The 25,586-nt window shown below is 68.8% G+C and carries 24 protein-coding genes; 21 read left to right on the plus strand and 3 right to left on the minus strand.

What is annotated here, in order from left to right:
* Positions 1 to 62 precede the first annotated feature (62 nt).
* Genes ACJH6I_RS16165 through ACJH6I_RS16215 form a run of 11 tightly spaced genes read left to right on the plus strand, consistent with a single transcriptional unit; the run spans position 63 to position 11,639 of the window.
* Complete coding sequence (locus ACJH6I_RS16165; protein ID WP_406784284.1) at positions 63 to 2,042, plus strand: dipeptide ABC transporter ATP-binding protein; 1,980 nt, start codon at positions 63 to 65, stop codon at positions 2,040 to 2,042.
* Positions 2,042 to 2,911 carry an ABC transporter permease gene (locus ACJH6I_RS16170; RefSeq protein ID WP_406784285.1) on the plus strand — a complete coding sequence of 290 codons (870 nt, stop codon included), beginning with the start codon at positions 2,042 to 2,044 and terminating at the stop codon, positions 2,909 to 2,911. The genes ACJH6I_RS16165 and ACJH6I_RS16170 overlap by 1 nt, the downstream gene beginning before the upstream one ends.
* 11 nt (positions 2,912 to 2,922) lie before the next feature.
* A complete protein-coding gene (locus ACJH6I_RS16175; RefSeq protein ID WP_406784286.1) occupies positions 2,923 to 3,927 on the plus strand; it encodes an ABC transporter permease in 1,005 nt (334 codons plus the stop codon).
* Entirely contained in the window at positions 3,928 to 4,584 is a 657-nt protein-coding gene (locus tag ACJH6I_RS16180; RefSeq protein ID WP_406784287.1) for a cysteine hydrolase family protein, read from the plus strand.
* Positions 4,584 to 6,188 carry an ABC transporter substrate-binding protein gene (locus ACJH6I_RS16185; protein WP_406784326.1) on the plus strand — a complete coding sequence of 535 codons (1,605 nt, stop codon included), beginning with the start codon at positions 4,584 to 4,586 and terminating at the stop codon, positions 6,186 to 6,188. Before ACJH6I_RS16180 ends, ACJH6I_RS16185 begins: the two co-directional genes overlap by 1 nt.
* Positions 6,188 to 7,018: an N-acyl homoserine lactonase family protein gene (locus ACJH6I_RS16190; RefSeq protein ID WP_406784288.1), complete on the plus strand. Its 831-nt coding sequence runs from the start codon at positions 6,188 to 6,190 to the stop codon at positions 7,016 to 7,018. Before ACJH6I_RS16185 ends, ACJH6I_RS16190 begins: the two co-directional genes overlap by 1 nt.
* The gene (allB, locus tag ACJH6I_RS16195) at positions 7,018 to 8,310 is read left to right on the plus strand and encodes an allantoinase AllB (RefSeq protein WP_406784289.1); all 1,293 of its coding nucleotides are present in this window, start codon (positions 7,018 to 7,020) and stop codon (positions 8,308 to 8,310) included. Before ACJH6I_RS16190 ends, allB begins: the two co-directional genes overlap by 1 nt.
* Positions 8,307 to 9,053, plus strand: coding sequence for an aspartate/glutamate racemase family protein (locus ACJH6I_RS16200; protein WP_406784290.1), 747 nt, complete (start codon positions 8,307 to 8,309; stop codon positions 9,051 to 9,053). Before allB ends, ACJH6I_RS16200 begins: the two co-directional genes overlap by 4 nt.
* Positions 9,050 to 10,063, plus strand: a complete 1,014-nt coding sequence (gene alc / locus ACJH6I_RS16205) for an allantoicase (protein ID WP_138249806.1) — start codon at positions 9,050 to 9,052, stop codon at positions 10,061 to 10,063. The genes ACJH6I_RS16200 and alc overlap by 4 nt, the downstream gene beginning before the upstream one ends.
* Positions 10,060 to 10,605, plus strand: a complete 546-nt coding sequence (locus ACJH6I_RS16210) for a hypothetical protein (protein WP_138249805.1) — start codon at positions 10,060 to 10,062, stop codon at positions 10,603 to 10,605. Before alc ends, ACJH6I_RS16210 begins: the two co-directional genes overlap by 4 nt.
* Positions 10,602 to 11,639 carry an isopenicillin N synthase family oxygenase gene (locus tag ACJH6I_RS16215; protein ID WP_226518783.1) on the plus strand — a complete coding sequence of 346 codons (1,038 nt, stop codon included), beginning with the start codon at positions 10,602 to 10,604 and terminating at the stop codon, positions 11,637 to 11,639. Before ACJH6I_RS16210 ends, ACJH6I_RS16215 begins: the two co-directional genes overlap by 4 nt.
* Here ACJH6I_RS16215 and ACJH6I_RS16220 read toward each other — a convergent pair whose 3' ends face one another.
* Positions 11,640 to 12,743 carry an ABC transporter substrate-binding protein gene (locus ACJH6I_RS16220; RefSeq protein ID WP_406784291.1) on the minus strand — a complete coding sequence of 368 codons (1,104 nt, stop codon included), beginning with the start codon at positions 12,741 to 12,743 and terminating at the stop codon, positions 11,640 to 11,642.
* A gap of 211 nt (positions 12,744 to 12,954) precedes the next feature.
* Here ACJH6I_RS16220 and ctaD point away from each other — a divergent pair, with 211 nt between their 5' ends.
* From ctaD to ACJH6I_RS16235, 3 genes are all read left to right on the plus strand, one after another.
* Positions 12,955 to 14,652, plus strand: coding sequence for a cytochrome c oxidase subunit I (gene ctaD / locus ACJH6I_RS16225; RefSeq protein WP_061004131.1), 1,698 nt, complete (start codon positions 12,955 to 12,957; stop codon positions 14,650 to 14,652).
* 75 nt (positions 14,653 to 14,727) lie between these two features.
* Entirely contained in the window at positions 14,728 to 15,951 is a 1,224-nt protein-coding gene (serB, locus tag ACJH6I_RS16230; protein ID WP_110767291.1) for a phosphoserine phosphatase SerB, read from the plus strand.
* A gap of 94 nt (positions 15,952 to 16,045) precedes the next feature.
* Positions 16,046 to 16,357 (plus strand): hypothetical protein, encoded by a 312-nt coding sequence (locus ACJH6I_RS16235; RefSeq protein WP_020103125.1) that lies wholly within the window; start codon positions 16,046 to 16,048, stop codon positions 16,355 to 16,357.
* A gap of 14 nt (positions 16,358 to 16,371) precedes the next feature.
* On the opposite strand, the gene ACJH6I_RS16240 is transcribed toward ACJH6I_RS16235, so the two are convergent.
* Complete coding sequence (locus tag ACJH6I_RS16240; RefSeq protein WP_406784292.1) at positions 16,372 to 17,823, minus strand: PLP-dependent aminotransferase family protein; 1,452 nt, start codon at positions 17,821 to 17,823, stop codon at positions 16,372 to 16,374.
* A 292-nt stretch (positions 17,824 to 18,115) separates the two neighbouring features.
* Between ACJH6I_RS16240 and ACJH6I_RS16245 the strand changes: the two genes are divergently transcribed.
* The 7 genes from ACJH6I_RS16245 to ACJH6I_RS16275 all read left to right on the plus strand — a co-directional run bounded on the left by ACJH6I_RS16245 (position 18,116) and on the right by ACJH6I_RS16275 (position 24,182).
* Positions 18,116 to 18,736, plus strand: coding sequence for a hypothetical protein (locus tag ACJH6I_RS16245; RefSeq protein ID WP_318986182.1), 621 nt, complete (start codon positions 18,116 to 18,118; stop codon positions 18,734 to 18,736).
* The gene (locus tag ACJH6I_RS16250) at positions 18,706 to 19,596 is read left to right on the plus strand and encodes an ABC transporter ATP-binding protein (RefSeq protein ID WP_244872855.1); all 891 of its coding nucleotides are present in this window, start codon (positions 18,706 to 18,708) and stop codon (positions 19,594 to 19,596) included. Before ACJH6I_RS16245 ends, ACJH6I_RS16250 begins: the two co-directional genes overlap by 31 nt.
* A complete protein-coding gene (locus tag ACJH6I_RS16255) occupies positions 19,593 to 20,393 on the plus strand; it encodes an NUDIX hydrolase (protein ID WP_318986152.1) in 801 nt (266 codons plus the stop codon). The genes ACJH6I_RS16250 and ACJH6I_RS16255 overlap by 4 nt, the downstream gene beginning before the upstream one ends.
* The gene (locus ACJH6I_RS16260; RefSeq protein ID WP_318986153.1) at positions 20,393 to 21,055 is read left to right on the plus strand and encodes an enoyl-CoA hydratase; all 663 of its coding nucleotides are present in this window, start codon (positions 20,393 to 20,395) and stop codon (positions 21,053 to 21,055) included. Before ACJH6I_RS16255 ends, ACJH6I_RS16260 begins: the two co-directional genes overlap by 1 nt.
* Positions 21,056 to 21,125: 70 nt before the next feature.
* Positions 21,126 to 22,151 carry a class I SAM-dependent methyltransferase gene (locus ACJH6I_RS16265; RefSeq protein WP_318986154.1) on the plus strand — a complete coding sequence of 342 codons (1,026 nt, stop codon included), beginning with the start codon at positions 21,126 to 21,128 and terminating at the stop codon, positions 22,149 to 22,151.
* Between the two features lie 27 nt (positions 22,152 to 22,178).
* The gene (locus tag ACJH6I_RS16270) at positions 22,179 to 23,384 is read left to right on the plus strand and encodes a THUMP-like domain-containing protein (protein WP_318986155.1); all 1,206 of its coding nucleotides are present in this window, start codon (positions 22,179 to 22,181) and stop codon (positions 23,382 to 23,384) included.
* A gap of 102 nt (positions 23,385 to 23,486) precedes the next feature.
* Positions 23,487 to 24,182: an esterase gene (locus ACJH6I_RS16275; RefSeq protein ID WP_212813834.1), complete on the plus strand. Its 696-nt coding sequence runs from the start codon at positions 23,487 to 23,489 to the stop codon at positions 24,180 to 24,182.
* A gap of 55 nt (positions 24,183 to 24,237) precedes the next feature.
* Here ACJH6I_RS16275 and ACJH6I_RS16280 read toward each other — a convergent pair whose 3' ends face one another.
* Positions 24,238 to 25,533: a PQQ-binding-like beta-propeller repeat protein gene (locus ACJH6I_RS16280; protein ID WP_318986156.1), complete on the minus strand. Its 1,296-nt coding sequence runs from the start codon at positions 25,531 to 25,533 to the stop codon at positions 24,238 to 24,240.
* Positions 25,534 to 25,586: the final 53 nt, after the last annotated feature.

The raw sequence follows: 25,586 nt of genomic DNA on the forward strand, positions 1-25,586 counted from the left end.
ACTGACAGGCCAGCGGTCAGAGACGTACCAAGGCATGGCGATCAGAACGCAGGAGAGCGCACATGGGCACTGCTGTATCGGTGGCGGACGCCACGCCCGTCGCCACCGTGTCGTCGAACCCGGATGCGGTGGCGACCGTGGCGGGCCTGCATGTCACGTTCCCGCGCAACGGTCGCGACGTACACGCGCTGCGCGGCGTCTCGCTGACCGTTCGGCGTGGCGAAATCCTCGGTCTGGTAGGCGAATCGGGCTCAGGGAAAAGCGTATTGGGCTTCGGGATGCTCGGTCTGCTGCCGGCGTCGGCCCGGATCGAGGGCGGCATCTCGGTGGCCGGCTCGGACATGGTGCATGGTGACGCAAAGGCGCTGCGCACGGTGCGCCGGCTCGACCTGGGCGCGGTGTTCCAGGATCCGATGACCTCGCTCAACCCGACCATGCGGATCGGCAAGCAGGTCGCCGAGGCGGCGGGCAGCGACGACGAAGCCCTGCGCCTGCTGACCGCGGTCGGCATACCCGACCCGGCGCGACGGATGCGCGCCTACCCGCACGAGCTCTCCGGCGGCCTGCGCCAGCGCGTGATGATCGCCATCGCGATCGCCGGCTCGCCGGAACTCATCATCGCCGACGAACCGACGACCGCACTGGACGTCACGGTGCAGGCCCAGGTCCTCCGACTGCTGCAACGACTCCGCGACGAAATCGGTTGCAGCATCGTCTTCATCACCCACGACCTCGGGGTGGCGGCCCAGATCTCCGACCGCATCGCGGTGCTCTACGCCGGCCGCATCGCCGAGGTCGGCCCGGCCGCCGACGTTCTGGGCGCACCTGCTCACCCCTATACCCGCGGGCTGCTGCGGTCACGGCTGACGCTGGACACCGCACGCGGCCGTCGGCTGGCGGCGATGCCCGGTTCGGTGCCGAGCCCGGTGTCACCGCTACCGGGATGCGCTTTCAGCCCGCGCTGTGATCAAGCCACCGAAAATTGTGAGAAGTCCTCTCCCGAACCGACTTCCGTGGGCCCCGGGCGGGTCAGCGCCTGTCTGCTCACCCCGGAGGAGCTGGCGCACGATCCGGCGGCTCTCGACTCAGTGCCGGAACCCGTTGCCGCACAGCCGGTCAGTACTGCCGCTGCGGACGAGCCGGCCGCCGTCACCGTGACGGACGTGACCAAGACCTTCACCGTCGCGCCGCGCGGCAAACTCCAGGCATTGCGCGGTGTGACGCTGCGCGTGGGGCACGGCGAGTCGGTGGCGCTGGTGGGGGAGAGCGGTTCGGGAAAATCCACGCTGTTGCGGGTGATCGCGGGCCTGGAGAAGGCGACCACGGGCGCCGTCGAGGTGGTCGGGGAGCAGCGCCCGCAGATGGTGTTTCAGGACGCCGGCGCGTCACTCACGCCGTGGCTGTCGGTCGGCGAGCTGATCGCAGAACGACTGCGCGGCAGGAAACTCTCGCGGACCGCGCGCCGCGACGCTGTCATCGAGGTGCTCGACCGGGTGGGTTTGCCTGCGGAAGTGGCGAAGTCACGCGCCGGTCAGCTGTCGGGCGGTCAGCGCCAGCGGGTTTCGCTGGCCCGCGCCACCGTCGTCCCGCCCGCGGTGCTGTTGTGCGACGAACCCACGAGTGCCCTCGACGTGTCTCTCGCCGCCTCGGTGCTCAACCTGATCGGTGACCTGCGCCGCGGTCTGGACATGTCCGTGGTGTTCGTGACGCACGACCTGTCGGTGGCCCGCGTGGTCGCCGACCGCATCGCCGTGATGTACCTGGGCCGCATCGTCGAGATCGGGCCGGCCGAAGAGGTCATCGGAAACCCGACGCACCCGTATACCCGCGCGCTGGTCGACGCGATCCCCGACCTCGGTCGCGAATCACGGATATTGCCAGGCGAACCGGCGAGCCCGCTGTCCCCGCCGCCCGGGTGTGCGTTCCATCCGAGATGCCCGGTCGCGGTCGACGCCTGCAGCGGTGACGAACTCGATGTCCGGCTCGTGGGCAAATCCGGTGGCGCACACCAGGTTGCCTGTATCGAAGAGAAGGTGCGCTGATGGCCATCGCGATCCCCGCCCCGAGTCTCACCCGCGGTCGCGGTCGGCTGCGCCTGGCGCTGCCGCAATCCCGGTCGCTGATCATCAACCGGCTGGGATTCGCGCTCGTGATCCTGCTGACGATGGCCGTCGTCGCGGTGCCGCTGCTGGCTCCGCACGACCCGCTGATCCTGGTAGGGATGCCGCTGCAGGCACCGGGCGAGCACGGGTTCCTGCTCGGCACCGACAGTGTCGGGCGCGACATCCTGTCCCGGGTGCTCTATGGGGCCCGGTCGAGTTGGTTGGCCGCGCTGGCGGTGGTGGCGCTGGGCCTGCTGATCGGCGGGCTCGTGGGACTGGTGGCCGGGGCGGCCGGCGGCTGGATCGATTCGACGCTGATGCGCATCACCGACGGCTTCCTGTCCCTGCCTGCTCCGGTGCTGGCTATCGCCGTGGTCGCGGCGCTGGGACCGAGCTTCCTGCACACCCTGATCGCGGTGTCCATCGTGTGGTGGCCGTTCTACGCTCGGCTGGTGCGCGGGGAGGTGGCGCGACTGGCCGCGCGCCCGCACGTGGAGGCCGCAAAGCTGGCCGGCGTCAGCCGATTTCGGCTCGCAGGCCGGCACCTGCTCCCCGGCGCGGTGCCCAACGCGCTGGTCGCCGCGAGCCTGGACATCGGCACGCTGATCCTGACCCTGGCCGGCCTGTCCTTCCTCGGCCTCGGCCAGGCCGCGCCGGCGCCGGAGCTCGGCGCCGACTCCGCGCGCAACCTGAGTTACTTCCTGCAGCAGTGGTGGATACCGGTCATGCCGGGACTGGGGGTGTTGGTGCTGGCCCTGGTCGCCAACATCTCCGGCGACTGCCTGCGCAACTTGATGAAGACGACGTAGGTGGGTGAAACATGAAGACCTTCGTGGCCTCGCGGTTGGGGTCGATGGTGGCCATCCTGGTGGCCCTCACGGCGGTGATGTTCGTCCTGCAGAACATCTCGCCACTGGATCCGGTGAAGGCCCAACTGGGCGCACAGGCCTCGGCCGATGCCGTGGCGGCACGGCGCGCGGCGTTGGGACTGAATGACCCTGTGCTGGTGCAGTTCTGGCACTACCTGTCCGGTGCCGCGACCGGGGATCTGGGCACGTCGTACCGGACCCGGCACGCGGTGACGTCCGACCTCGGCTCGTTCGTCCCGGCAACCTTGGAACTGGCACTCGCCGGCATGCTGATCGCCGTCGTCCTCGCGGTGCTGCTGGCATTCAGCACGACCCTGAAATGGCGCGGCGCCAATGTGCTTCGGGCAGTGCTGTTCACGGGTTCCGCGGCGCCCATGTTCCTACTCGGCATCCTCGGCCTCATCGTCTTCTATCAAGACCTGGGCTGGGTACCGGCGGGCGGCCGCAGTGCCGTGCCGAGTCCGCCGACGGGGCCGACGGGCATGCTCACCGTCGACGGTCTGCTGAACGGTCGGCTCGATGTCGTGGCCGACGCCGCGCACCACCTGATCCTGCCGGCGTTCGTCATCGCGATCGGCCCAGCCGTTGCCATCGGCCGCGTCCTGCGCAGCAGCCTGCTGGCCGACATCGACAGCGACTACGCGCGGACGGCCCGCGCCAAGGGACTGTCCGAGACCCGCATCTTGGCCAGGCATGTGCTGCGCAACTCGGTCGGCGCCGCACTGTCAATGACGGGACTCCAAGTGGGCCTGATGTTCTCGGGTGTGTTGGTGGTCGAGCAGGTGTTCGGCTGGCCCGGCATCGGGCAGTACGTCGCGCAGAGCATTCCCGTGGCGGATTTCCCGGCGATCGCCGGGGTCACCCTGATGCTCGGCGCGCTCTACGTCGTCATCAACACAGTGGTGGACCTGCTGCAGGCCGCCGCTGATCCGCGTATCGCAGTCACAGGAGGTTAAGTGCCGAAACAGCCGCTCATCGTAGGTAATCCCGTCCTGGTCGTCGTCGACATGCAGGAGTCCGGCGACATGCCGGCCGAGGTGGTCGGCATCGAGCACATGTCCGGTTACGACGGCCGGATCGCCCGGGCTCAGCGCCTCATCGCCGCCGCCCGCGCCGCGCGGATCCCGATCGTGTTCTTCCAGGAAGTCCACCGCCCCAACGGCATCGACTTCGGCCGCGAGCTCGACGGCGCCGAGGGAGAGCACTGTGTGGACGGCCGCCCGGGCACACCGCTGCATCCGGCGCTGCTACCCGAACTCGACGGCCCCAACAACGAATTCCACATCGTCAAACGCCGCTATTCCGGTTTCATCGGAACGGATTTCGAGATCGTCCTGTCGGGCCTGCGGGCGTCGACGCTCATCCTCATCGGCGGCCTCACCGACGTCTGCGTCCACTACACCTTCGCCGATGCGCACCAGCGGGACTTCTACGTCCGCGTCGTGACCGACTGCGTCGGCGGCTCGTCGACGTATCGCCACGACGCCGCCCTGGATGCCATGGAGTACCTGCAGGCCGGTGCCATGCGCACGACCGACGAGATCATCGCCGCCTTTTCCGATCTGTGTCCGCCCGAACTGTCCAACCCCGCCCTCGAAGGAGCTGCCCGATGATGAAGAGCCACAAGGTCCCCGGTCGTGCCCGTAGCGGCTGGCGGATCGCCGCGGCCGGTGCCGCCGTGATGCTGACGCTGAGCGGTTGCGGCGGTTCGAATTCCGGCGGCGGCACCCCCAATGCCGCGCCCACCGACAAGGTTCTACACCTGTCGTTCCTGCAGGACCCGGGGCAGCCGCCGGACCCTGACATCTACTACGCGGGCCAAGGTCTGTTGCTGACGACCAACACCTACGAAGGTCTGCTGCAGTACAAGGCCGGTGTCGACAAGGCCGTCCTGGAACCGCTACTGGCCACGAGCTGGACGGCATCGCCGGACAATAAGGTGTTCACGTTCAAGCTCCGTGAAGGCGTCAAGTTCCATGACGGCACACCGTTCACGTCGGCGGCGGTCAAGGCGTCGTTCGATCGCCGGGTGGCCGTCAACCAGGGCCCGGCCTACATGGTCAAGGACGTGGAATCGGTCACGACGCAAGGGGATTACGGCGTCACCATCACGCTGAAGGCACCCAACTCGGCGTTCCTCGATTACCTCGCATGTCCGTACGGTCCCCGCATGCTCAGCCCCGAAGGCCTGAAGAAGAACGCCGGCACCGACAACGCGCAGGGTTACCTGACCACTCACGATCTGGGCACCGGTCCATTCGTGCTGACCGACGCCCAGGTGGGCTCGCACTACGCGCTGGCCGCCTTCCCCGAGTACTGGGGCACCAAGCCGTATTTCGAGAAGGTTGAGCTTCCGGTCATCACCGACGTATCGGCGCAGCAGCTGCAGTTCAACAACGGCCAAGTGGCCGCGATCCTGCACGACCTGCCGTCCTCGGCGGTCCAGTCCTATCTGAACAACAAGTCGTTCACCAACTACTCGCTGCCGACCATGATGTCGAACTACGCGTACATCAACCCGCGCAAGGGCATGATGACCGACGCCAAGAACCGGACCGCGGTGATGCAGGCGATCGACGTCGACGAACTGGTGAAGCAGACGTACTTCGGGCGCGGCAAGAAGGCCGAGCAGATTTACCCGCCGAACATGATGGCCGCCGAATACGGCAAGCAATCGGTCCCGCATGATGCGTCGGCGCTGTCCGCCATCGCCGGCAAGCTGCCCGCCGATCAGAAGACCGTGACCATCGGCTATGACTCGAGCAACCCCGATAACCAGTTGATCGGCAACCTGATTCAGACCCAGCTGGCCGCGGCGGGCCTGACCGCCAAGGTGCAGGCGTACCCCACGTCGGAGATCTACGGCTGGGTCGGCACCGACGGGCAGGCCGCGCCGGAGATCATGACGTATCTCGGCTGGCCCGATGCGCCGTCGCCGTACACCTGGGGCCACATCTCCTGGGATGCCGACGGCGGCCTCAACTTCTTCGGGTGCTCGGCGCCGCCGGTCACCGCGGCACTGGCCGCGGGACTGCCGACCGATTCGGAGGCCGATTTCTCCACGGCCGGTGTGGAAGCGGTCAAGACCGGGTGCTGGCTCAACATCGCCGACGTGAACGACTTCATGGTGGCCCAGCCGTGGCTCAAGGGCGTCGAACAGGCACACGTGGTCACCAACCCGAATTCGCTGCGCCTGAACGCCCTTTCGGTCGGCTGATGGCCACTCTGGTCGGCAAGCCCGGGGTCCGGCGGATCATTCTGCTGACCCTGGGCTGGGAGGAGCTGCCGAAGTCGGTGTCGGTGTACGGCGCACCGCCCGAGGAGCGCATGCGGGAACCGGTGCCGGGCGTGCTGCTGCAGACCGACGGTGGTTGGGTGTTGCTCGACACCGGATTCAACACCGCGCTCGTACGGGACCCGGCGCTCTACCGGCGGTTCTTCCCGACCGTCGAGTACCGCCCGGTGCTGCCCGGACCGGGCGAGCCGATCGAGCAGCGACTGGCGGAGGTCGGGGTGGATTTCGATGAGATCCACACCGTCGCCGTCAGTCATCTGCATCACGACCATGCCGGCGGGCTCAAGCTGTTCGCCGGCAAGGTCCCGGTGCACGCGCAGCGTCGTGAACTCGAGTACGGACTGTCGAATCACCCTGAACCCGAACGCAATGCGATCAATCGCATCGACTTCGACGATCCGAACATCGAATGGCAGCTGGCCGACGGGGAAGCCGAGATCGCCCCGGGTATCACCGCGGTGCCGACCTACGGGCACACGCCGGGGCACCAGAGCTTCGTCGTCGAACTCGACCAGTCCGTGGGCGGTGACGGCTTCGTGTTCGCGTTCGACGCTGCCGACCTCACGGAGAACATCGAGCACGAGCTCGCCATCGGCGGGTTCATCGACGTCGACCCGCAGGACACCATCGAGCCGATCCGCCGACTCAAGAAGTTGGCTGCCGACAGGGGGTTTCAGCTGATTCCCGGCCATGACCCGCATGTGTGGCCCGAGCTCACCGAGCATTTTCACCACAGGTTCGGTGCGCCGTGATGGAGTGCGTACTGCGCGCCGGCCGGGTGCTCGTCGACGGTCACCAGGTCCCGGCCGCCGTCGGGATCGACGGTGGTCGCATCGCATTCGTCGGCGAGGTCGACGCCGATTGCGCTGCGGTGGAAGACCTCCGGTTGCCCGAATCGGTGGTGCTGCTGCCGGGTTTCGTCGACACGCACGTCCACATCAACGACCCGGGTACCGACTGGGAGGGGTTCGAGACCGCCACCGCGGCGGCGGCCGCGGCGGGCATCACCACGGTGGTGGACATGCCACTGGACTGCGACCCGGTGACCACGAGCGTCGCGGCGCTCGACACCAAAAAGGCCACGGCAGAGGGTAATTGCCACGTCGACGTCGGCTACTGGGCCGGGGTGGTGCCCGATAACCTGGACCGCCTGGCCGATCTGGCGCGGGCCGGGGTGCGCGGCTTCAAGTGTTTTCTCGCCGACTCGGGCAACCCGAATTTTCCGCACCTGAGCCCGCCGCAATTCCGGGACGCCATGGCGTGCATCGCCGAACTGGGGTCGGTGCTGCTGGTCCATGCCGAAAGTAACCGGGTGATCGATGCCGGGCCACTGCCGTCGGGCCGGGAATACCGGTCGTTCCTGGCGTCGCGACCCGACGCCGCCGAAGACGATGCCGCGGCCTCGGTGATCGACGCCGCGGCGGCGACCGGGGCCCGGGCACACATCGTGCACGTCTCCAGCGCCACGGTGCTGGTCAGGTTGGCCGAGGCCAAGCGCGCCGGGATTCCGGTGACGGCCGAAACCTGCCCGCATTACCTGACATTCGCCGCCGAGGCGGTGCCGGACGGTGGCACCGAATTCGCCTGCTGCCCGCCCGTGCGGGACGGTGCCAACCGCGAACTGCTGTGGTCCGCGCTGCACGACGGCACCCTGGACCTGGTGGTGTCCGACCATTCGCCGTGCGCGCCGCGGCTCAAGGGCGACGGGGATTTCGGGCGGGCATTCGGCGGGATCAGCTCCTTGCAGCTCAGCCCGCGCGCGGTGTGGACGCAGGCCGCCGTACGTGGCTTCGGGCTGGCCGATCTCAGCCGGTGGATGTCGGAACGCCCCGCCGCGCTGGCCGGTTACCCCGATCGAGGGCGGATCGCGGTGGGGTTGCGGGCCGACCTGTGTGCCTTCGATCCTGGTGCCCTTGACACCGTGCGGGCGACGACGCTGCGGCACCGGCATCCGGTCAGCCCGTATGACGGTGTCGCGCTGCGCGGTTCGGTACTGCAGACCTGGGTCGCCGGCGTGCCGGCGTTGGTGGGGGAGCCGGCATGAGAATCCTGGTGCTCAACCCGAACACCTCGGCCGCGATGACCGCCGAGATCGCGGCCGCCGCGCGCTCTGTGGCGCATGCGGATACCGAGATCGTCTGCACGTCAACGTATTTCGGGGCGGCAGCCATCGACTCGTCCGCCGAGAGTTACCTTTCCGCGGTCGGGGTGATGGACGTGGTGGCCCGGCTGACCCGGTCCGGTGACTTCGACTTCGACGCCGTCGTGCTGGCCGGATTCGGCGAGCACGGCCGCGACGCTCTCGCCGAGATGCTGACGGTGCCGGTGTTCGACATCGCCGAATGCGCCGCGCACGTCGCGCACCTGATCGGTCGTCGGTTCTCGGTGATCACCACCCTCGCCCGGTCGATCCCGCCCATCGAGGATCGGCTGCTGCTGGCCGGCCTGAACGCGCACTGCGCCTCGGTCCGCGCCTGCGGCCTGAGCACGGCGGACGTGGACGCCGACCCCGCCGGCGCCGTACAGGCGATCGTCGACGAAGCGGCGCGCGCCGTCAGCGCGGACGGCGCCGACGTGATCTGCCTGGGGTGCGCCGGGATGGCGGGAGTGACGGCGGCGATCTCGGCCAAACTCGGGGTGCCCGCGGTCGACGGGGTGTCCGCCGCCGTGGCCCTCGCGCAGGCTGTCGTCGGGCTGGGGCTGTCCACCAGCAAGGCCGGCGTGTTCGCGCCGGGCCCGGACAATCCACGCAGCCACTGGCCGCTGTCGGAAGCGCTGGGCCTATGACCGACATCGATCTCGCCTCACGCCGCGTCGGCGGCAGTGTGGTGGCGGCCAGTGACGAATCGTTCGGATTCAAGGAGCGGCTCGTCGACCCGGCCGAACCCGCTTTCGTACCCGGCACTTTCGACCTGCGCGGCGAAGTGGTCGACGGCTGGGAGACCCGCCGCCACGCCGGCCGCGCCGGCGACTGGGCGATCATCCGGCTGGGGACACCCGGCCGGCTGCACGCCGTCGACGTGGACACCCGGTTCTTCTCGGGTAATCACCCGAGCGCCTGCGCGGTGGACGCCTGCAGTCTGGAGCGCGCCGACGATCCGACCGACCCGGCCGTCACGTGGACAGAGATCGTGGAATCGACTGTGCTCAAGGCTGATTCGCATAATCTGTTGGCCGTCCGGGACCGCCGGCGGTGGACGCATCTGCGGTTGCGGCTGCGGTCCGACGGCGGCGTCGCCCGGCTGCGGGCGTACGGCGAGGTGGTGCCGCACCCCGCGTCTTGGAGCGATATCACCGTCGAGGTGTCCGGCCTGGAGAACGGCGGCCGCGTCGAATGGTGCAGCGACAGCTTCTATTCCAGTGCCACGTCGCTGATCCTGCCGAACCGGCCGCACAACATGGGCGACGGGTGGGAGGCGCGCCGGCGCCGTGACGTCGGACCGGACACCCATGACGCGGTGATCATCTCGTTCGCCGTTCCCGCCGACCTGCGCCGGATCGAGGTCGACACCTCGTACTTCGTGTTCAATGCCAGCCTCGAGGTTTCGGTGCTGGGCAGTCGCGGCCGTCCCGATCGCGAACATGGTTGGGGGATGGTCGCTTTCGATATCCCCGTGTTGCCCCGAACGCGACTGCTCGCCGATGCGCGCCAGGTGTTCCCGGTCGACGTGCCCGATGTGGCGGCCCTGCGCGTGCAGGCCTACCCGGACGGCGGGCTTGCCCGGGTGCGGGCCGTGGGGGTGCCCACCACCGACGGGCTACGGACGCTGCAGTGCCGATGGGAGGAATCGTCATGACACCACTACTGACCGAGTGCGCGGGCCTCTGGCGCCGCACCCTGTTGATAGACACCGACGGCACCCGCGACACCGCACCGGGTGTGCTGTGGCTGCAGGGGCCGACGGCCTATGTGGACTCCCGCGGTTTCGCGGGCACCCTGCACCAGGTGGCCGACGTCTTCGAGTGGCATCGCGAGTTCGACGCCACGACGCCGGGTCCACATCCTGATGCCGGCGTAATGCACTGGGAGGGCGACATTCTCGTCGAGACGGGCGTGCACGAACACTACATCGAGCACTGGGTCCGCGACACCGCCGAGGCAGGTCCGACGGGCGCGCTGCGGCTGTGCGGGCCCGCCTCGGCATCGGCGCTACTGGTCCGGGTCGGCGCCATGTTCGGCTGGGCCGACCACACCGGGGTGCTGCTCGGCGCCGTGGGTGGCGCCGAGCACCGTGCTCTCGGCATCGACATGACCGGCAGCGTCTCTGTCGGCGACCAAATCCAGGCCAACGGCGTGCGCTGGACGGTGGACAACTCGGAAGGGAAAGTGAATTCATGAGTGGCGTAACGTCATTCACGTCGGTGCCGATCATCGACATCAGCGGATTGTCGTCACCCGAACGCGCCGAGCGGGACCGCGTGGCCACCGAGATCGGCCGGGCGGCGGCCGATGTCGGTTTCTTCTACATCAGCGGCACCGGCATCGACGAGTCGTTGTTCGACGCGATGCTGGCAGCGGTGAAGGAGTACTTCGCGCTGCCGGTCGAGGAAAAGATGCGGGACTACATCGGGCTGTCCCGCTGTCACCGCGGGTATGTGCCGGTCGGCGAGGAGGGTCTGGAGGGCACCGTCCCGGACCTGAAGGAGGCGTTCGACACCGCGCTGGATCTGCCGGCCGACGATCCGGACCATCTGGCCGGCAATCCCATGCTGGGCCCCAACACCTGGCCGGACCTACCCGGGTTCGCCAGTGCGGTGACCGCCTACTACCAGGCGGTGCTGGCCGTGGGGCAGCGGCTGCTGTGGGCGTTCGCCGTCGCCCTCGGCGAGGACCCCGAAGTGTTCTCCCGGCACGCCACCAAGACGCCGAGCCAGCTGCGGCTCATCCACTATCCGTACAACCCCGACGCGCACGACAGCGTCGGGATCGGCGCGCACACCGACTACGAATGCTTCACGCTGCTCAAGCCGACGGCCCCCGGCCTCGAGGTGCTCAACGGGGCGGGCGAGTGGATCGACGTGCCACCGGTCGACGGGACGTTCGTCGTCAACGTGGGGGACCTGCTGGAGCTGTGGACCAACGGCGCTTTCGTCGCCACGAGCCACCGGGTCCGCAAGGTCGCCGAGGAGCGGTATTCGTTCCCGCTGTTCTTCAACGTCGACTACCACACCGAGGTGAAACCGCTCCCACAGTTCGCGTCACCAGATGCCAAGCTGCGCCCGGCCCTCCGGGCGGGCGAGCACCTGTTCGCGCAGACCGCACAGACCTTTGCCTATCTGCGGCAGCGCATCGAGTCGGGTGAGCTGGTGCTGCCCGACGGCTCGTTGGAGCTGGGACAGTTCGGCCAGCAGGCGTTGCAAGGTGTCGAGTGATCAGTTGATGGGCGCGTTGAGCCAGTGCAGGTCGTCGAGCATGCCCCGCGCGGCCACGATGCCCTGGCCGGTCTGCCACACCTCGTTGTTCACCACGAACACCCGGTTGTCGCGGGTGGCGGCGAGCTTCTTCCAGGCCGGGCTGTCGAGCAACGCGGCGGCCTTGGCCTTGGCCGCCGGGGAATCGAACGACAGATAGACGATGTCACCGTCGGCCGACGAGAAATCGGTGCTGGGACGCAGCTTCGAGATGTCGATCTCGTGGTATGGCTTGTCGGTAAAACGTTGTGGCGCAGGCCGATCCGCGCCGATCCGGGCCAGCACGCTGCCGGGGAAGTTGTTCGCGCCCCAGACCCGCATGGTGCCCTCGGTCAGTTGCACGACCGACACCTGGAAATGCGGGGCGTCGTTCTGTCCGCCGACCTTCGAGGCGTCGGCGTTGAATCCGTCGACCAGTGCGCCGGCTGCGACGCCGCGACCGGTGGCCGCACCGACCATGCGCAGATCGTCCTGCCAGGCCGCGCCGGACGGTCCGGTGAGCACGGTCGGCGCGATCGCCGACAAGGCGCCGTAGGTGTCCGACGTCGCCGACGCCTGCGAGCCGATGATCAGGTCGGGATTGGCGCCCTTGATGGCCGCCATGTCGGGCGCGCTCCGGGTGCCCGCCGTCGGCGCGTTGTGGATGACGGTGCCCAGGTATGAGGTCTGGCCCGAGGAATCCGTCGGGGTCGCCGCGGCGACGACGCGGGACTGCAGTCCCAGCGCGCACAGCGCGTCGAGTGCGGTGCCCGAGAGCACGACGATGCGCTGCGGGTCGGCCTTGACGTCCGTGTCGCCCGCCGCATGGTGCACCGAGCGCGTCGGCGGGCCGTCCTCGAGTGCTGCCGGGGCCGGCGCGCATGAGTCGTCGGGCCGACGCTGGTTGCCCAACACGCCGGAGGTGGCGATACGCGTGGTGCTGGTGATGGGAGTTGAGTTCGCCGTCGGCCGGTCGCTGGTGTGGCCCGAACAGCCCGTCAGGACGGTCGCGGCTGCCGCGCTGAGGGCGGTGAGGACCACTGCGCTCGCGCTGGCCTGCCGGGTACGGGGAGTCGGAAACTGCACGTGGCCGACGGTAACACTCAGGCGGTCCGGCCCAGATGAGGCGCGGTCGCGGCCGCCGGCGCCACGCCGGTGCCGGCGGCCGGTCCAGCCAATTACGACAGTTTGTAGGACCCTCGCCGCAAGGCTGTGCAATGGGGGATAAGATCACCGGCAGACAACATGGGATGCCCCGTGTGCTCGAACTATTCGCCCGGAACATTTGGAGGATCTGTTGGTAGCCGAAGCGCCCCCAATCGGAGAACTCGAGGCTCGTCGCCCGTTCCCGGAGCGTATGGGCCCCAAGGGCAACCTGATCTACAAGCTGGTGACCACCACCGATCACAAGCTGATCGGCATCATGTACTGCGTCGTCTGCTTCGTGTTCTTCTTCATCGGTGGCTTGATGGCGCTGTTCATGCGCACCGAGCTGGCCATGCCGGGACTGCAGTTCCTGAGCAACGAGCAGTTCAACCAGCTGTTCACCATGCACGGCACCGTGATGCTGCTGTTCTACGCCACCCCGATCGTGTTCGGCTTCGCGAACCTGGTGCTGCCGCTGCAGATCGGCGCCCCGGACGTCGCGTTCCCGCGCCTGAACGCCTTCTCATTCTGGCTGTTCCTGTTCGGCGCCATGATCGCCATCGCCGGCTTCATCACCCCCGGTGGTGCCGCTGACTTCGGCTGGACCGCCTACTCGCCGCTGACCGACGCGATCCACTCGCCCGGCGCCGGTGGCGACCTGTGGATCGTCGGCCTGGCCGTCGGTGGTCTGGGCACCATCCTGGGTGCCGTCAACATGGTCACCACCGTGGTCTGCATGCGCTGCCCGGGTATGACGATGTTCCGCATGCCGATCTTCACCTGGAACATCCTGGTGACCTCGATCCTGGTGCTGCTGGCCTTCCCGCTGCTGACCGCCGCGCTGTTCGGCCTGGCCGCCGACCGCCACCTGGGCGCCCACATCTACGACCCCGCCAACGGTGGCGTCCTGCTGTGGCAGCACCTGTTCTGGTTCTTCGGCCACCCCGAGGTGTACATCATCGCGCTGCCGTTCTTCGGCATCGTTTCCGAGATCTTCCCGGTGTTCAGCCGCAAGCCGATCTTCGGTTACACCACCCTGATCTACGCGACGCTCGGTATCGCCGCCCTGTCGGTCGCCGTGTGGGCGCACCACATGTACGCCACCGGCGCCGTCCTGCTGCCGTTCTTCTCCTTCATGACGTTCCTGATCGCGGTCCCGACCGGTATCAAGTTCTTCAACTGGATCGGCACCATGTGGAAGGGCCAGTTGACCTTCGAGACGCCCATGCTGTTCTCGGTCGGCTTCCTGATCACCTTCCTCCTCGGTGGCCTGTCGGGCGTGCTGCTGGCCAGCCCGCCGCTGGACTTCCACGTGACGGACAGCTACTTCGTCATCGCGCACTTCCACTACGTGCTCTTCGGCACCATCGTGTTCGCCACCTACGCGGGCATCTACTTCTGGTTCCCGAAGATGACGGGCCGGCTGCTCGACGAGCGTCTGGGCAAGCTGCACTTCTGGCTGACCTTCATCGGCTTCCACACCACCTTCCTGGTCCAGCACTGGGTCGGTGACGAGGGCATGCCGCGTCGTTACGCCGACTACCTGCCCACCGACGGCTTCACCACGCTGAACGTGATCTCGACCATCGGTGCCTTCATCCTGGGCCTGTCCACGCTGCCGTTCGTGTGGAACGTGTTCAAGAGCTGGCGGTACGGCGAGCCCGTCGTGGTCGACGACCCGTGGGGCTACGGCAACTCCCTGGAGTGGGCCACCAGCTGCCCGCCGCCGCGGCACAACTTCACCGAGCTGCCCCGAATCCGTTCGGAGCGCCCGGCGTTCGAGCTGCACTACCCGCACATGGTCGAGCGGATGCGCGCCGAAGCGCACATCGGTCGATCGCACCACTAGGAATCAGCCGACCCGCCCGCGCCTAAGGCGCGGGCGGTTCTGCGTTAGGGGACTTGACAGATGACGCAGGCAGGAATGCCAAACGGATCAGTGCTCATCACCGTCACCGGTCTCGACCAGCCGGGCGTGACGTCGACGCTGTTCGGCGTGCTGTCGCGGCACAACGTCGAGCTGCTGAACGTCGAGCAGGTGGTCATCCGTGGCCGCCTGACACTCGGCGTGCTGGTTGCGGTGCCGGCCGAGGTGGCCGGCGAGGTGCTGCGGGCCGACGTGCAACAGGCCATCGGTGAGCTGGGACTCGATGTCGCGATCGACAGCAGTGACGATCAGCCCGTCCTGACCGAACCGTCGACCCACACCATCGTCGTGCTGGGCCGGCCCATCACCGCCGAGGCGTTCACCGTCGTCGCCCGCGAGGTCGCCGCGCTGGGGGTCAACATCGACTTCATCCGCGGCGTCTCCGACTACCCGGTGACGGGGCTGGAGCTGCGGGTGTCGGTGCCGCCGGTGGGCGGGGCGTACACGCAGCTGCAAACCGCGCTGGCCCGCGTGGCCGTCGACGAGGGCGTCGACATCGCGCTCGAGGACTACAGCCTGGCCCGCCGGGCCAAGCGGCTCATCGTGTTCGACGTCGACTCGACGCTGATCCAGGGCGAGGTCATCGAGATGCTGGCCGCGCGCGCCGGCGCCGAGGCCAAGGTCGCGGCCATCACCGAAGCCGCCATGCGCGGTGAACTGGACTTCGAGGAGTCGCTGCGCGAACGCGTGGCCACGCTCGCCGGCCTGCCGGCCGAGGTGGTCGACGAGGTCGCCGACCAGATCGAGCTGACCCCGGGGGCCCGCACCACGCTGCGCACGCTGCGCCGGCTGGGTTACCACTGCGGTGTGGTGTCGGGCGGGTTCCGTCAGGTGATCGAGCCGCTGGCCGAGGAACTGATGCTCGACTTCGTCGCCGCCAACCACCTCGAGATCGTCGACGGCAAGCTGACCGGCCGGGTGACCGGCCCGATCGTCGACCGCCCGGGCAAGGCCAAGGCGCTGCGCGATTTCGCCAACCAGGCGGGTGTGCCGATGGAGCAGACCGTCGCGGTGGGTGACGGCGCCAACGACATCGACATGCTGTCGGCCGCGGGGCTCGGGGTGGCGTTCAACGCCAAGCCCGCGCTGCGCGCTGTTGCCGACGCGTCGCTGAACCACCCGTATCTGGACACCGTGCTGTTCATCCTGGGCATCACGCGTGGCGAGATCGAGGCCGCCGACGCCGTCGACGGTGTGGTGCGGCGGGTGGACATTCCGTAGGGATTCCCTGGCGAGGGCACACCGGGGCCGCTGTCGCGTTACAGTGGTGACTATTGATATTGATTTGCTGCGTAAGCGTGTGGGAGATGGTGACATGAAGCGTGCGGTTCTGGTTGGTGTGAGTGCTGTCGCGTTGGTCGCCGGCCCCTTGTCGGTCGTCTCGGTGACGGCGGCCGCGCCGGCCTACGCGTGCCCCTGGGGGACCGTGCCGAGCCACTTCGAAGGCGTGTGCGTCAAGGGCACGGCGAATGGCAGTGGCCCGCAGGCGGTGCCGCCGCAGACGTCCAACAGCGGCACGGGCGCGCAGATCACCCAGTCGGTCGGCGGCCTGCAGACGGTCAACGGCATTCCCTGCACGCCCGAGCACATCGGCACCTGCATCGGCCTGATCCAGAGCCAGCAGTAAGTTCTCAGGGCCCCTCAGACGACGAGTGCGTGCGCGTCCGGCGTACCGGAGCCGGTGACGCTGCGCCAGGCCTGAGCCAGCACCGCAACCGATTCGTGTAGCCGCTCCTCGGGCTGTGTGAAGGGCACCCGGATGAAGCGCTCCAGGGTGCCGTCGACGCCGAATCGTGGACCCGCGGGGATGACGAGCCCCATCCGGGACGCTGCGGCCGATAGCGCTGAACTCATGGGTGCGGGCAGCCGCATCCACATCGACATGCCGCCGTGGCACGGGCTCGCCGTCCAGTCCGGAAGTTGTTCCTGCAGAAGCGAACTCACCAGCTGCCGCCGGGCCCGCAGCATGTCGCGGCGGGCCGGCAGCACGGTGTCGGCCTGGCGGAGCAGATCGGCCGAGGCGAGTTGTTCGACGATGGCGGTGCCCAGGTCGATGGTCGGCCGCACCGCGGCGATGGCGGCCAGGGTGGACCTTTCGGCGCGAATCCAGCCGACCCGCAGTCCACCCCAGAAGGACTTCGACATCGAACCGACGGTGATCACCAGGTCGCGACGGCTCTCCAGGTAGGAGGCCAGTGGCGGCGGCAGCGGCTCGTCCAGCCAGATGTCGCAGATGGTCTCGTCGATGATGGTGCGAGTCCGGGTCTCGGAGATGATGCGCGCGAGGCGCTCGCGTCCCGCGGCCGGCAGGCTCAGCCCGGTCGGATTGTGGTTGTCGACGATCAGGTAGGCCAGATTCGGTGCCAGTTGCCGCATGGCGGCCTGCACGGCATCCAGTTCCCAGCCGTCTTCGGCCATGCTGACGGGCACCGGGCGGGCTCCGGACGCGGCGATGAGCGAGATGGCGCCGTGGTACGTCGGTTGCTCGATCAGCACGCGGTCGCCCGGGCGGGCGTAGGTGGCCAGTATGAGATTGATCGCGTGCAGGGCTCCGGTGGTCACCATGATCTCGTCGGGCTCGGTGGGAAGCCCCCTGGCGCAATATCTTTCGGCGATGGCCTGGCGAAGTTCGGCGACGCCGGTGAGTTCGATGCCGATGTCGTGCAAGTGCGGTGCCAGGCGCTGGGCGGCGCGCGTGAATGCCTCGATGGTGGCGGCCGCCGGCGCCGAGGGGGCGGCGTCGGCCAGGCTCAGCGTGCCGGTCCTGGTGAGGGGGGCCGGACTGGTCGTCGGTGCGGTGGGCGGCAGCGCCGTGGTGCTGCGGGCTCCGCGGCGGGCGTTGAGATAGCCGTCCTCGCGCAGCTGGGCATAGGCCGCGGTGACGGTGGTGCGGGACACGCGCAGGGCGTCGGCCAGTGCGCGCTCGCTGGGATACCGGGCGCCGACGGGAAGCCGGCCGTCGACGATGAGTAGGCGGATGGCATCGGCCAGGCCCAGATAGGCGGGGCCGCTGAGGCTGGAGGTGCGCCAGTTGCCCAATTCGCGTGCCAGAAGGACTTCGTCAAGTGATCTGGCTGACATCTCGATCGACATTGAAGCCAGTATCGGCCAACTGGCTATTGAATGGCAAGCCAGTTGGCCGGAAAACTGGGGGCATGCGAACGAACTGGCTATCAAAACTGGCTGAGAAGCGAGCCCGGTCGAGGCGCGACAACCGCGCCGATGTCCGTGATCTGGATGCCGCCCGGGTGCGTCACGAACTGGACGCCATCCGCGCTCGCTTCCAGGACCACCGGTGACGGCAGCGGCCAAACGCGTCAGCGGGACCGGCCTGACAATCCGCTCGGTGCTGCTGCTGGCGGGGCTGAGCGGCTACGGCCTGTCGATGGCACTGTTCGTGCGGGCCGGCCTGGGCCTGGACCCGTGGGACGTCTTCCACCAGGGCCTGGCCCAGCACACCGGACTGACCATCGGCGGCGCCACGGCGCTCGTCGGCGTCGTGGTGCTGCTCGGCTGGATCCCGCTGCGGAACCGGCCGGGCGTCGGCACCGTCGCGAACGTCATCATCATCTCCGTCGTGGTCGACGCCGCCCTGATGGTGCTGCCGCAGCCGGCGACGCTGCCGGTGCGCACCGCGATGATGGTCGGCGCCGTGGTGCTCAACGCCGTGAGCACAGTGATGTACATCGGTGCCGGGATGGGGCCGGGACCACGCGACGGACTGATGACCGGGCTGGTGGCCCGGACCGGATGGTCGGTGCGGCTGGTCCGCACCGGCATCGAGGTGACGGTGCTGGCCACCGGCTGGCTCCTCGGCGGCACCGTCGGCGTCGGAACCGTCGTGTACGCCTTGGGGATTGGGCCGCTGGTGCAACTGGTGCTGCGGTGCACCCCGAGCCGCTGGCTCGCGGCCAGCGGATGGGCGCACGTGGTGGGGGACCGGGCAGCCGAACCGGCCGTGGCTACGATGAGCGAGTGCCCGGCGCCCTCAACGACAACCTCGTAAAGCCAGATGGCCCGCCCGACTCCGACCAATTGATCGACTCCGTCGACGACGACCTGTTGATCGAATTCTCGGGCGTCACGCTGCGCCGCGGCGGTGCCACCCTGGTCGGCCCGATCGATTGGTCGGTGGAACTCGATGAGCGCTGGGTCGTTCTCGGTCCCAACGGCGCGGGCAAGACGTCGCTGCTGCGCATGGCCGCCGCCGTCGAGCATCCGTCGACGGGCACGGCGTTCGTGCTCGGTGAGCGGCTGGGCCGCACCGACATGTCCGAGCTGCGGTCGCGGATCGGGCTCAGCAGTTCGGCGCTGGCGCAGCGAATACCCGACGACGAAGTGGTGCGCGACCTGGTGGTCTCCGCCGGTTATGCCGTGCTTGGCCGGTGGCGCGAACAGTACGACGACGTCGACTACAACCGGGCGCTGGACACGTTGGAGAGCATCGGCGCCGAACACCTCGCCGACCGCCGCTACGGCACCCTGTCCGAGGGTGAGCGCAAGCGGGTGCTGATCGCGCGGTCGCTGATGACCGACCCGGAGCTGCTGCTGCTCGACGAGCCGGCGGCCGGACTGGACCTCGGCGGGCGGGAAGAACTCGTGGCCCGGCTGGCTGATCTGGCCGCCGACGCCGACGCACCCGCCTCCGTGCTGGTCACCCACCACGTCGAGGAAATCCCGGAGGGCTTCACGCACTGCCTGCTGCTCTCCGAGGGGCGGGCGATCGCTTCCGGGCTGCTGCCCGACGTGCTCACGTCCGAGAATCTCTCCCAGGCCTTCGGTCAGTCGATCGCCCTGGAGTACATCGACGGGCGGTACTTCGCCCGTCGTACCCGCAGCCGCGCGGCGCACAGGAGGCGTATATGACCGAACTCGACCCCCTGCATCCCAGGCCGGCCGCGACCGTGATGCTGGTGCGCGACGGTGCGCCCGGCATCGAGGTCTTCCTCATGCGCCGCACCATGTCGATGGCCTTCGCCGGCGGCATGACGGTGTTTCCCGGCGGCGGGGTCGACGAGCGCGACCGTGACGCCGACATTGCCTGGACCGGACCCGACCGCACCTGGTGGGCCGAGAGGTTCGGCGTCGACCCGGTGCTGGCCGGCGCGCTGGTGTGCGCCGCCGCCCGCGAGACCTTCGAGGAATCCGGGGTGCTGTTCGCCGGGCCGGCCGACGATCCGGACGGCATCGTCTCCGACGCGACCGTCTACCACGAATCCCGGGCCGCGCTGGAAAGCCGTGAACTGTCGTTCGGGGAGTTCCTGGCCCGCGAGAAGCTGGTGCTGCGCGCCGACCTGCTGTGGCCGTGGGCCAACTGGATCACCCCCAAAGAGGAACGCACCCGCCGCTACGACACGTTCTTCTTCGTCGGTGCCCTGCCGGCCGGCCAGCGCGCCGACGGCAACAACACCGAGAGCGACCACGTCGCGTGGCGTACGCCCGCGGCCGCACTGGAGGAGTTCGCGCAGGGGCATTCGTTCCTGCTGCCGCCCACGTGGACGCAACTGAGCTCGCTGGACGGCCGCACGGTCGGTCAGTTGCTCAAGGACGAGCGGAAGATCGAGCCGATCGAACCGGTGCTCACCATGGGCGAGGGCACGTGGGACATCGAGTTCTTCGATGCCGAGCGGTACAAGGCGGCGCGCGCCGGTAGGGCGCAGTGATGACCAAGCGTGAGTTCGCCGCGGAATTCGTCGAAATCCACGTCACCGACGGCATCGGGACCCTGCTGCTGGCCCGACCGCCGCGCAATGCGCTGACCCGCCAGATGTGCCGGGAGGTCGCCGCGGCCGCCGAGGAGCTGGGCCAGCGGTCCGACGTCACCGCCGTCATCGTGTACGGCGGCCACGAGGTCTTCTGCACCGGTGACGACGACCACGAGACCAGCACCCTCGATGCGGCCGAGGCCCGCGTCGCGGGCGCGGTGTGCCGCGCCGCGGTCGACGCCGTCGCCGCCATTCCGCGGCCCACCGTCGCGGCCGTCACCGGCTACGCGCTGGGCAGTGGCCTGACGCTGGCGCTCGCGGCCGACTGGCGCATCAGCGGCGACAACGTGAAGGTCGGGTCGACCGAGATCCTGTCGGGCCGGGCACCGGCCGAGGGCGCTGCGGCGCGGCTGGCCGCGGCCGTCGGCGACAGCCGGGCCAAGGACCTGGTGTTCAGTGGCCGGTTCGCCGGTGCCGAGGAAGCCGTGGCCCTGGGTCTGGTCGACCAACTCGTGGCGCCCGACCACGTCTACGACGAGGCGCACAAGTGGGCGCGCAGGTTCCTCGACTCGTCGCCCGAGGCGCTGGCCACAGCAAAGGCGGCGTTCGCGGTTCGCTGAACCCGTGCTCAGCGGGTGAACAGAACCGTGGATGTGAACTCCCGGTGACGGGGCAGTTAGGCTGACCTGCATGACGAGTACCGACCAGACGTCCGAGGTCGCCGCAGCCGACGCTGCCGCCAAGGTATCCGAGGTAGTTGACCAGGCACCCAACCCGCACGCGACGGCCGAGCAGGTCGAGGCGGCCCGCCACGACACCAAGCTGGCGCAGATCCTGTACCACGACTGGGAAGCCGAGAGCTACGACGACAAGTGGTCGATCTCGTACGACCAGCGGTGCATCGACTACGCCCGCGGTCGCTTCGACGCCATCGTCCCCGACGAGGTCCAGCGCCAGCTGCCGTATGACCGCGCCCTCGAGCTCGGTTGCGGCACCGGCTTCTTCCTGCTGAACCTGATCCAGGCCGGCGTCGCGCGCCGCGGCTCGGTCACCGACCTGTCTCCGGGCATGGTCAAGGTGGCCACCCGCAACGGCAAGGCCCTCGGTCTGGACATCGACGGCCGTGTCGCCGACGCGGAGGGAATTCCCTACGAGGACAACACCTTCGACCTCGTCGTCGGACACGCGGTGCTGCACCACATCCCCGACGTCGAGCTGTCGCTGCGCGAGGTCGTCCGCGTGCTCAAGCCGGGCGGCCGGTTCATCTTCGCCGGCGAGCCCACCACCGTCGGCAACTTCTACGCCCGTCGCCTGGCCGACCTGACCTGGAAGACCACCGTCGCGGCCATGAAGCTGCCGGGCCTGGCGTCCTGGCGCCGGCCGCAGGAGGAGCTCGACGAGAACTCGCGCGCCGCCGCGCTCGAATGGATCGTCGACCTGCACACCTTCGAGCCCGCCGACCTGGAGCGCATGGCGACCAACGCCGGTGCGGTCGAAGTCGCCACCGCCAGTGAGGAATTCACCGCCGCCATGCTGGGCTGGCCGGTGCGGACCTTCGAGTCGACGGTGCCCCCGGGCAAGCTCGGCTGGGGCTGGGCCAAGTTCGCCTTCGGCGGCTGGACCACGCTCAGCTGGTTCGACGCCAACGTGTGGCGCCACATCGTGCCGAAGGGCTGGTTCTACAACGTCATGATCACCGGGGTCAAGCCGTCCTGACGGACCCCGCCCCCCTGACGCTCTGACGTGAGCGGCTATGCCTTCACACTCGACGATGTCGCCTACCTGACCGGACCCGGTCAGGAGGCGCTCGCCGAGGTGGCCGCCCGGCCCCTGACCGATGCCCACCGGGTATCCGACATCGCCTGGGCGCGTTCGCGTTTCGGTGACCGTGCGGCGGTTCTGGTCGAGACCGTGCTGCTGCGGCGCCGGGCCGTCGCCAAACTGGCCGAGCTGGGCGACGTCACCGGCTGGCTGTTCACCGACGAGGCGCTGCAGCAGGCCACGGCCGGGGCCGTCGCCGTTCATCGGGCGCGGCGGTTGTCCGGCCGCGTCGTGCACGATGCGACGTGTTCCGTCGGGACAGAACTTGCCGCCCTGAGTAATTCGGCTGATTCGGCGTCGCATCTCGTCGGCAGCGACCTGGACGCGGTCCGGCTGGCCATGGCGCGGCACAACGTGGGCGACCGTGCGCTGCTGTGCCGCGCGGACGCGCTCCGCCCGATCACGCGGGACACCGTGGTGGTCGTCGACCCGGCGCGGCGCAGTTCGGGGCGCCGCAAGTTCGACCCCCGTGATTACGCCCCGCCGCTGGACGAGCTGCTCGAGGTCTACCAGGGCCGCGACCTGGTGGTGAAATGCGCTCCCGGCGTCGATTTCGGCCAACTGGCCGAGCTGGGATTCAGCGGCGAGGTGCAGATCACGTCGTTGGCCGGCAGCGTCCGGGAGGCCTGTCTGTGGTCACCGGGGCTGGCGCCATCCGGCGTTACGCGCCGGGCCACGGTGCTCGACAAGAACGGCCAGGTGGCCGAGGAATTCACCGATGCCGACCCCGGCGACTGTCCCTCGGGGCCCGCGGGGCGGTGGATCGTCGACCCCGACGGCGCGGTGGTGCGCGCCGGTCTGGTGCGCCACTATGCGGCGCGGCACGGCCTGTGGCAGCTCGACCCGGCGATCGCGTACCTGTCTGGCGACGAGTTGCCAAGCGGCACAAGGGGTTTCGAGGTCATCGAGCAGATCGCCTACAACGAGAAGCGGCTCCGGCAGGCGCTGTCCGCGCACGGGGCGTCGGCCGTCGAAATTCTGGTGCGCGGCGTCGACATCGACCCGGATGCGTTGCGCGCCAAGCTGAAGCTGCAGCGCTCGGGTGCGCAGCTCTCTGTGGTGATCACGCGCATCGGTGCGGGCGCCGCCGCCCGGCCGACGGCCTTCATTTGCCGGCCGTCGCGCTGAATCGCCAGGTCGCAGTTCATGGCCGGGACGGGTAGGGCCGACAGGTACGCTGGAACCGGCGGCGACGTGCCGCCATTTCTTGATCCCTGGAGGATTCACCAGATGCGCCTTCCCGCACTCGCCGCAGTGATCGCTGCAACAGGGGCGGTCGGTTGGCTCGGCATGCCTCTTGCGGCCGCGACCCCGGCGAAATGCCCGGAGCTGGGCGGCGTCGTCGACGGCTCACGGATGTGTCAGATTCGCGACACCACCCGCGGCTACGCGCTCAACATCAGCTATCCCATCGACTACCCGGATCAGCAGGCCGTGGTCGACTACATCACGCAGACCCGCGACGGGTACGTCAACGTCGCGAAGATGCCCGGACCGCACGAGACCTCGTACGAGCTGGACACCACCGCGACGCAGTACACCGCGGCGATCCCGCCCCGGAACACCCAGTCGGTCGTGTTCAAGACGTTCCAGGATGTCGGCGGTGCGCATCCGCAGACCTTCTACAAGACGTTCACGTGGGACCTGGTCCAGCGCAGGCCGATCACCATCGACAATCTGTTCGTACCTGGCGCACAACCTTTTCCGGTGATCCTGCCGCTGGTTCAGGGCGAACTGATCCGCCAGTCAGCGCAGCCGGTGCTGATGCCGCCGGCCGCCGGGCTGGATCCGGAGACCTACCAGAACTTCGCGATCACCAACGACTCGCTGATCTTCTTCTTCAGCCAGGGACAGGTGCTACCGGAATCCGCCGGCGCGGTGCAGGTGACGGTGCCGCGAGCCCCGATCGAGTCCATGCTCGCCTAGGGATTTGTGCACGATTTTCCGCGGCAAGCGCGGAAAATCGTGCACAAATCCCTGATCAGGCTGGGGCGAACGCGTAGACCTGGCCGTCGCTCGTCGCGGTGATGACGCGCTTGTCGTGCCCGACTGACACCCCGACCGGCCAGCCCGTGGCGCCCGGCAGTGGATAGCTGTTCACGGTGTGGCCGTCGGCGGGGGAGAAGACGACCAACGCCTGGCCGGCCTGGCCGTCCCGGACCACCACGTACCCGACGTCGGTGCCGGCGCGCGTGGCCGTCGTCAGCGGCTCGACGTCGCTGCGCGTCCACGCCACCTCGCCCTTGTCGCCCTTGTCCTTGACCGCGGTGAGCTTGGTCTGCGGCCCGCCGCCGGCGACCACCAGACCGTCCGGCGTCACCGACGGCGGCGTCTGCGGCTGGAAGCCGAGGTTGACCGACCACTTGGCCTTGCCGTCGGCGGAATTCACCGCCCAGAGGTGCTGGTCGCGGCCGTTGACGTAGACGGTCTTGCCGTCGGCCGACAGCACCGGGCTGGCGATGGGGCCGCCTCCGACCGCGGTGCTGCTCCATTCGCGGGTCAGCAGCGGCGTCTGGCCCTCGTGGTAGCGCAGCCCGACGAGGGCAGGGGCATCGGTGCCCGGCTGCCACAGGCCCAGGACGACCATGTTGGTGTCAGGGGAGTAGGCGGGCGCCGCCGAGATGGGGCACGCCGCCTTGGCGGGCTGGCAGTCGGCCAGGCCGCGCGCCGAGTCGGCGGGGTCGACGCCGCTGACGAGGTCCAGCGGGGCGCCGATGGTCTGGCCGCGGTGCGCGTCGAACACCAGCACCTGGCCCAGATGCGTCACCACGAGGAGCTGACCGGGCGACAGGATGCGCGGTGTCGTCGGCATCCCGATCACGGGCTGGCGCCAGCGGATCCACTGCGTCGGCGGGAACGACATGATCGCGCCGGGCTGGCCGACGTACATGTTGTCGAAGCCGTCGAACAGGGGACTGGACATGCCGCCGCCCTGCCACAGCCGGGTGCACCAGCGCTGGCGGCCGTGCTGGTCGCTTTCCCACACCATCAGGGAGCAACCATTGGCCGACTGCGCGTTGATGGCCAGATAGCTGCCGGAGCCGAGGATCACCTGTGCGCCGATGTTTCCCTTGGCCGAGCGGGCCCAGTCCTGCTTCAGGCTGCTTGCCCCGGCCAGCGCGGTGTAGCTGCTGTTGGCGGCGTCGCCGTACTGCGCGGGCCAGCCGTCCGAGGGGTGTGCCTTGACCCAGGAGTCGGTGTTGCCGCACCCGGCAACAGTCAGCGTGACCGCGGCAACAGCAACGGTGGCGAGGCGGCGGATTCGGTGTGCAGGCATCGAGTCCCGAGACTAGCCCGAGACACGCGAATGTCCGATTTCGCCTCGCGTAG

The organism is Mycobacterium sp. SMC-13 (genome assembly GCF_045311035.1).
In the GTDB taxonomy this organism is placed as follows: Bacteria; Actinomycetota; Actinomycetes; order Mycobacteriales; family Mycobacteriaceae; genus Mycobacterium.

What these genes read in the sequence shown, in the direction of transcription:
- ACJH6I_RS16165 (WP_406784284.1), top strand. Translation starts at nt 63, where the DNA reads ATGGGCACTGCTGTATCGGTGGCGGACGCCACGCCCGTCGCCACCGTG.
- ACJH6I_RS16170 (WP_406784285.1), top strand. Translation starts at nt 2,042, where the DNA reads ATGGCCATCGCGATCCCCGCCCCGAGTCTCACCCGCGGTCGCGGTCGG.
- ACJH6I_RS16175 (WP_406784286.1), top strand. Translation starts at nt 2,923, where the DNA reads ATGAAGACCTTCGTGGCCTCGCGGTTGGGGTCGATGGTGGCCATCCTG.
- ACJH6I_RS16185 (WP_406784326.1), top strand. Translation starts at nt 4,584, where the DNA reads ATGAAGAGCCACAAGGTCCCCGGTCGTGCCCGTAGCGGCTGGCGGATC.
- ACJH6I_RS16190 (WP_406784288.1), top strand. Translation starts at nt 6,188, where the DNA reads ATGGCCACTCTGGTCGGCAAGCCCGGGGTCCGGCGGATCATTCTGCTG.
- allB (WP_406784289.1), top strand. Translation starts at nt 7,018, where the DNA reads ATGGAGTGCGTACTGCGCGCCGGCCGGGTGCTCGTCGACGGTCACCAG.
- ACJH6I_RS16200 (WP_406784290.1), top strand. Translation starts at nt 8,307, where the DNA reads ATGAGAATCCTGGTGCTCAACCCGAACACCTCGGCCGCGATGACCGCC.
- alc (WP_138249806.1), top strand. Translation starts at nt 9,050, where the DNA reads ATGACCGACATCGATCTCGCCTCACGCCGCGTCGGCGGCAGTGTGGTG.
- ACJH6I_RS16210 (WP_138249805.1), top strand. Translation starts at nt 10,060, where the DNA reads ATGACACCACTACTGACCGAGTGCGCGGGCCTCTGGCGCCGCACCCTG.
- ACJH6I_RS16215 (WP_226518783.1), top strand. Translation starts at nt 10,602, where the DNA reads ATGAGTGGCGTAACGTCATTCACGTCGGTGCCGATCATCGACATCAGC.
- serB (WP_110767291.1), top strand. Translation starts at nt 14,728, where the DNA reads ATGCCAAACGGATCAGTGCTCATCACCGTCACCGGTCTCGACCAGCCG.
- ACJH6I_RS16235 (WP_020103125.1), top strand. Translation starts at nt 16,046, where the DNA reads ATGAAGCGTGCGGTTCTGGTTGGTGTGAGTGCTGTCGCGTTGGTCGCC.
- ACJH6I_RS16240 (WP_406784292.1), bottom strand. Translation starts at nt 17,823, where the DNA reads ATGTCGATCGAGATGTCAGCCAGATCACTTGACGAAGTCCTTCTGGCA.
- ACJH6I_RS16245 (WP_318986182.1), top strand. Translation starts at nt 18,116, where the DNA reads ATGGCACTGTTCGTGCGGGCCGGCCTGGGCCTGGACCCGTGGGACGTC.
- ACJH6I_RS16255 (WP_318986152.1), top strand. Translation starts at nt 19,593, where the DNA reads ATGACCGAACTCGACCCCCTGCATCCCAGGCCGGCCGCGACCGTGATG.
- ACJH6I_RS16260 (WP_318986153.1), top strand. Translation starts at nt 20,393, where the DNA reads ATGACCAAGCGTGAGTTCGCCGCGGAATTCGTCGAAATCCACGTCACC.
- ACJH6I_RS16265 (WP_318986154.1), top strand. Translation starts at nt 21,126, where the DNA reads ATGACGAGTACCGACCAGACGTCCGAGGTCGCCGCAGCCGACGCTGCC.
- ACJH6I_RS16275 (WP_212813834.1), top strand. Translation starts at nt 23,487, where the DNA reads ATGCGCCTTCCCGCACTCGCCGCAGTGATCGCTGCAACAGGGGCGGTC.
- ACJH6I_RS16280 (WP_318986156.1), bottom strand. Translation starts at nt 25,533, where the DNA reads ATGCCTGCACACCGAATCCGCCGCCTCGCCACCGTTGCTGTTGCCGCG.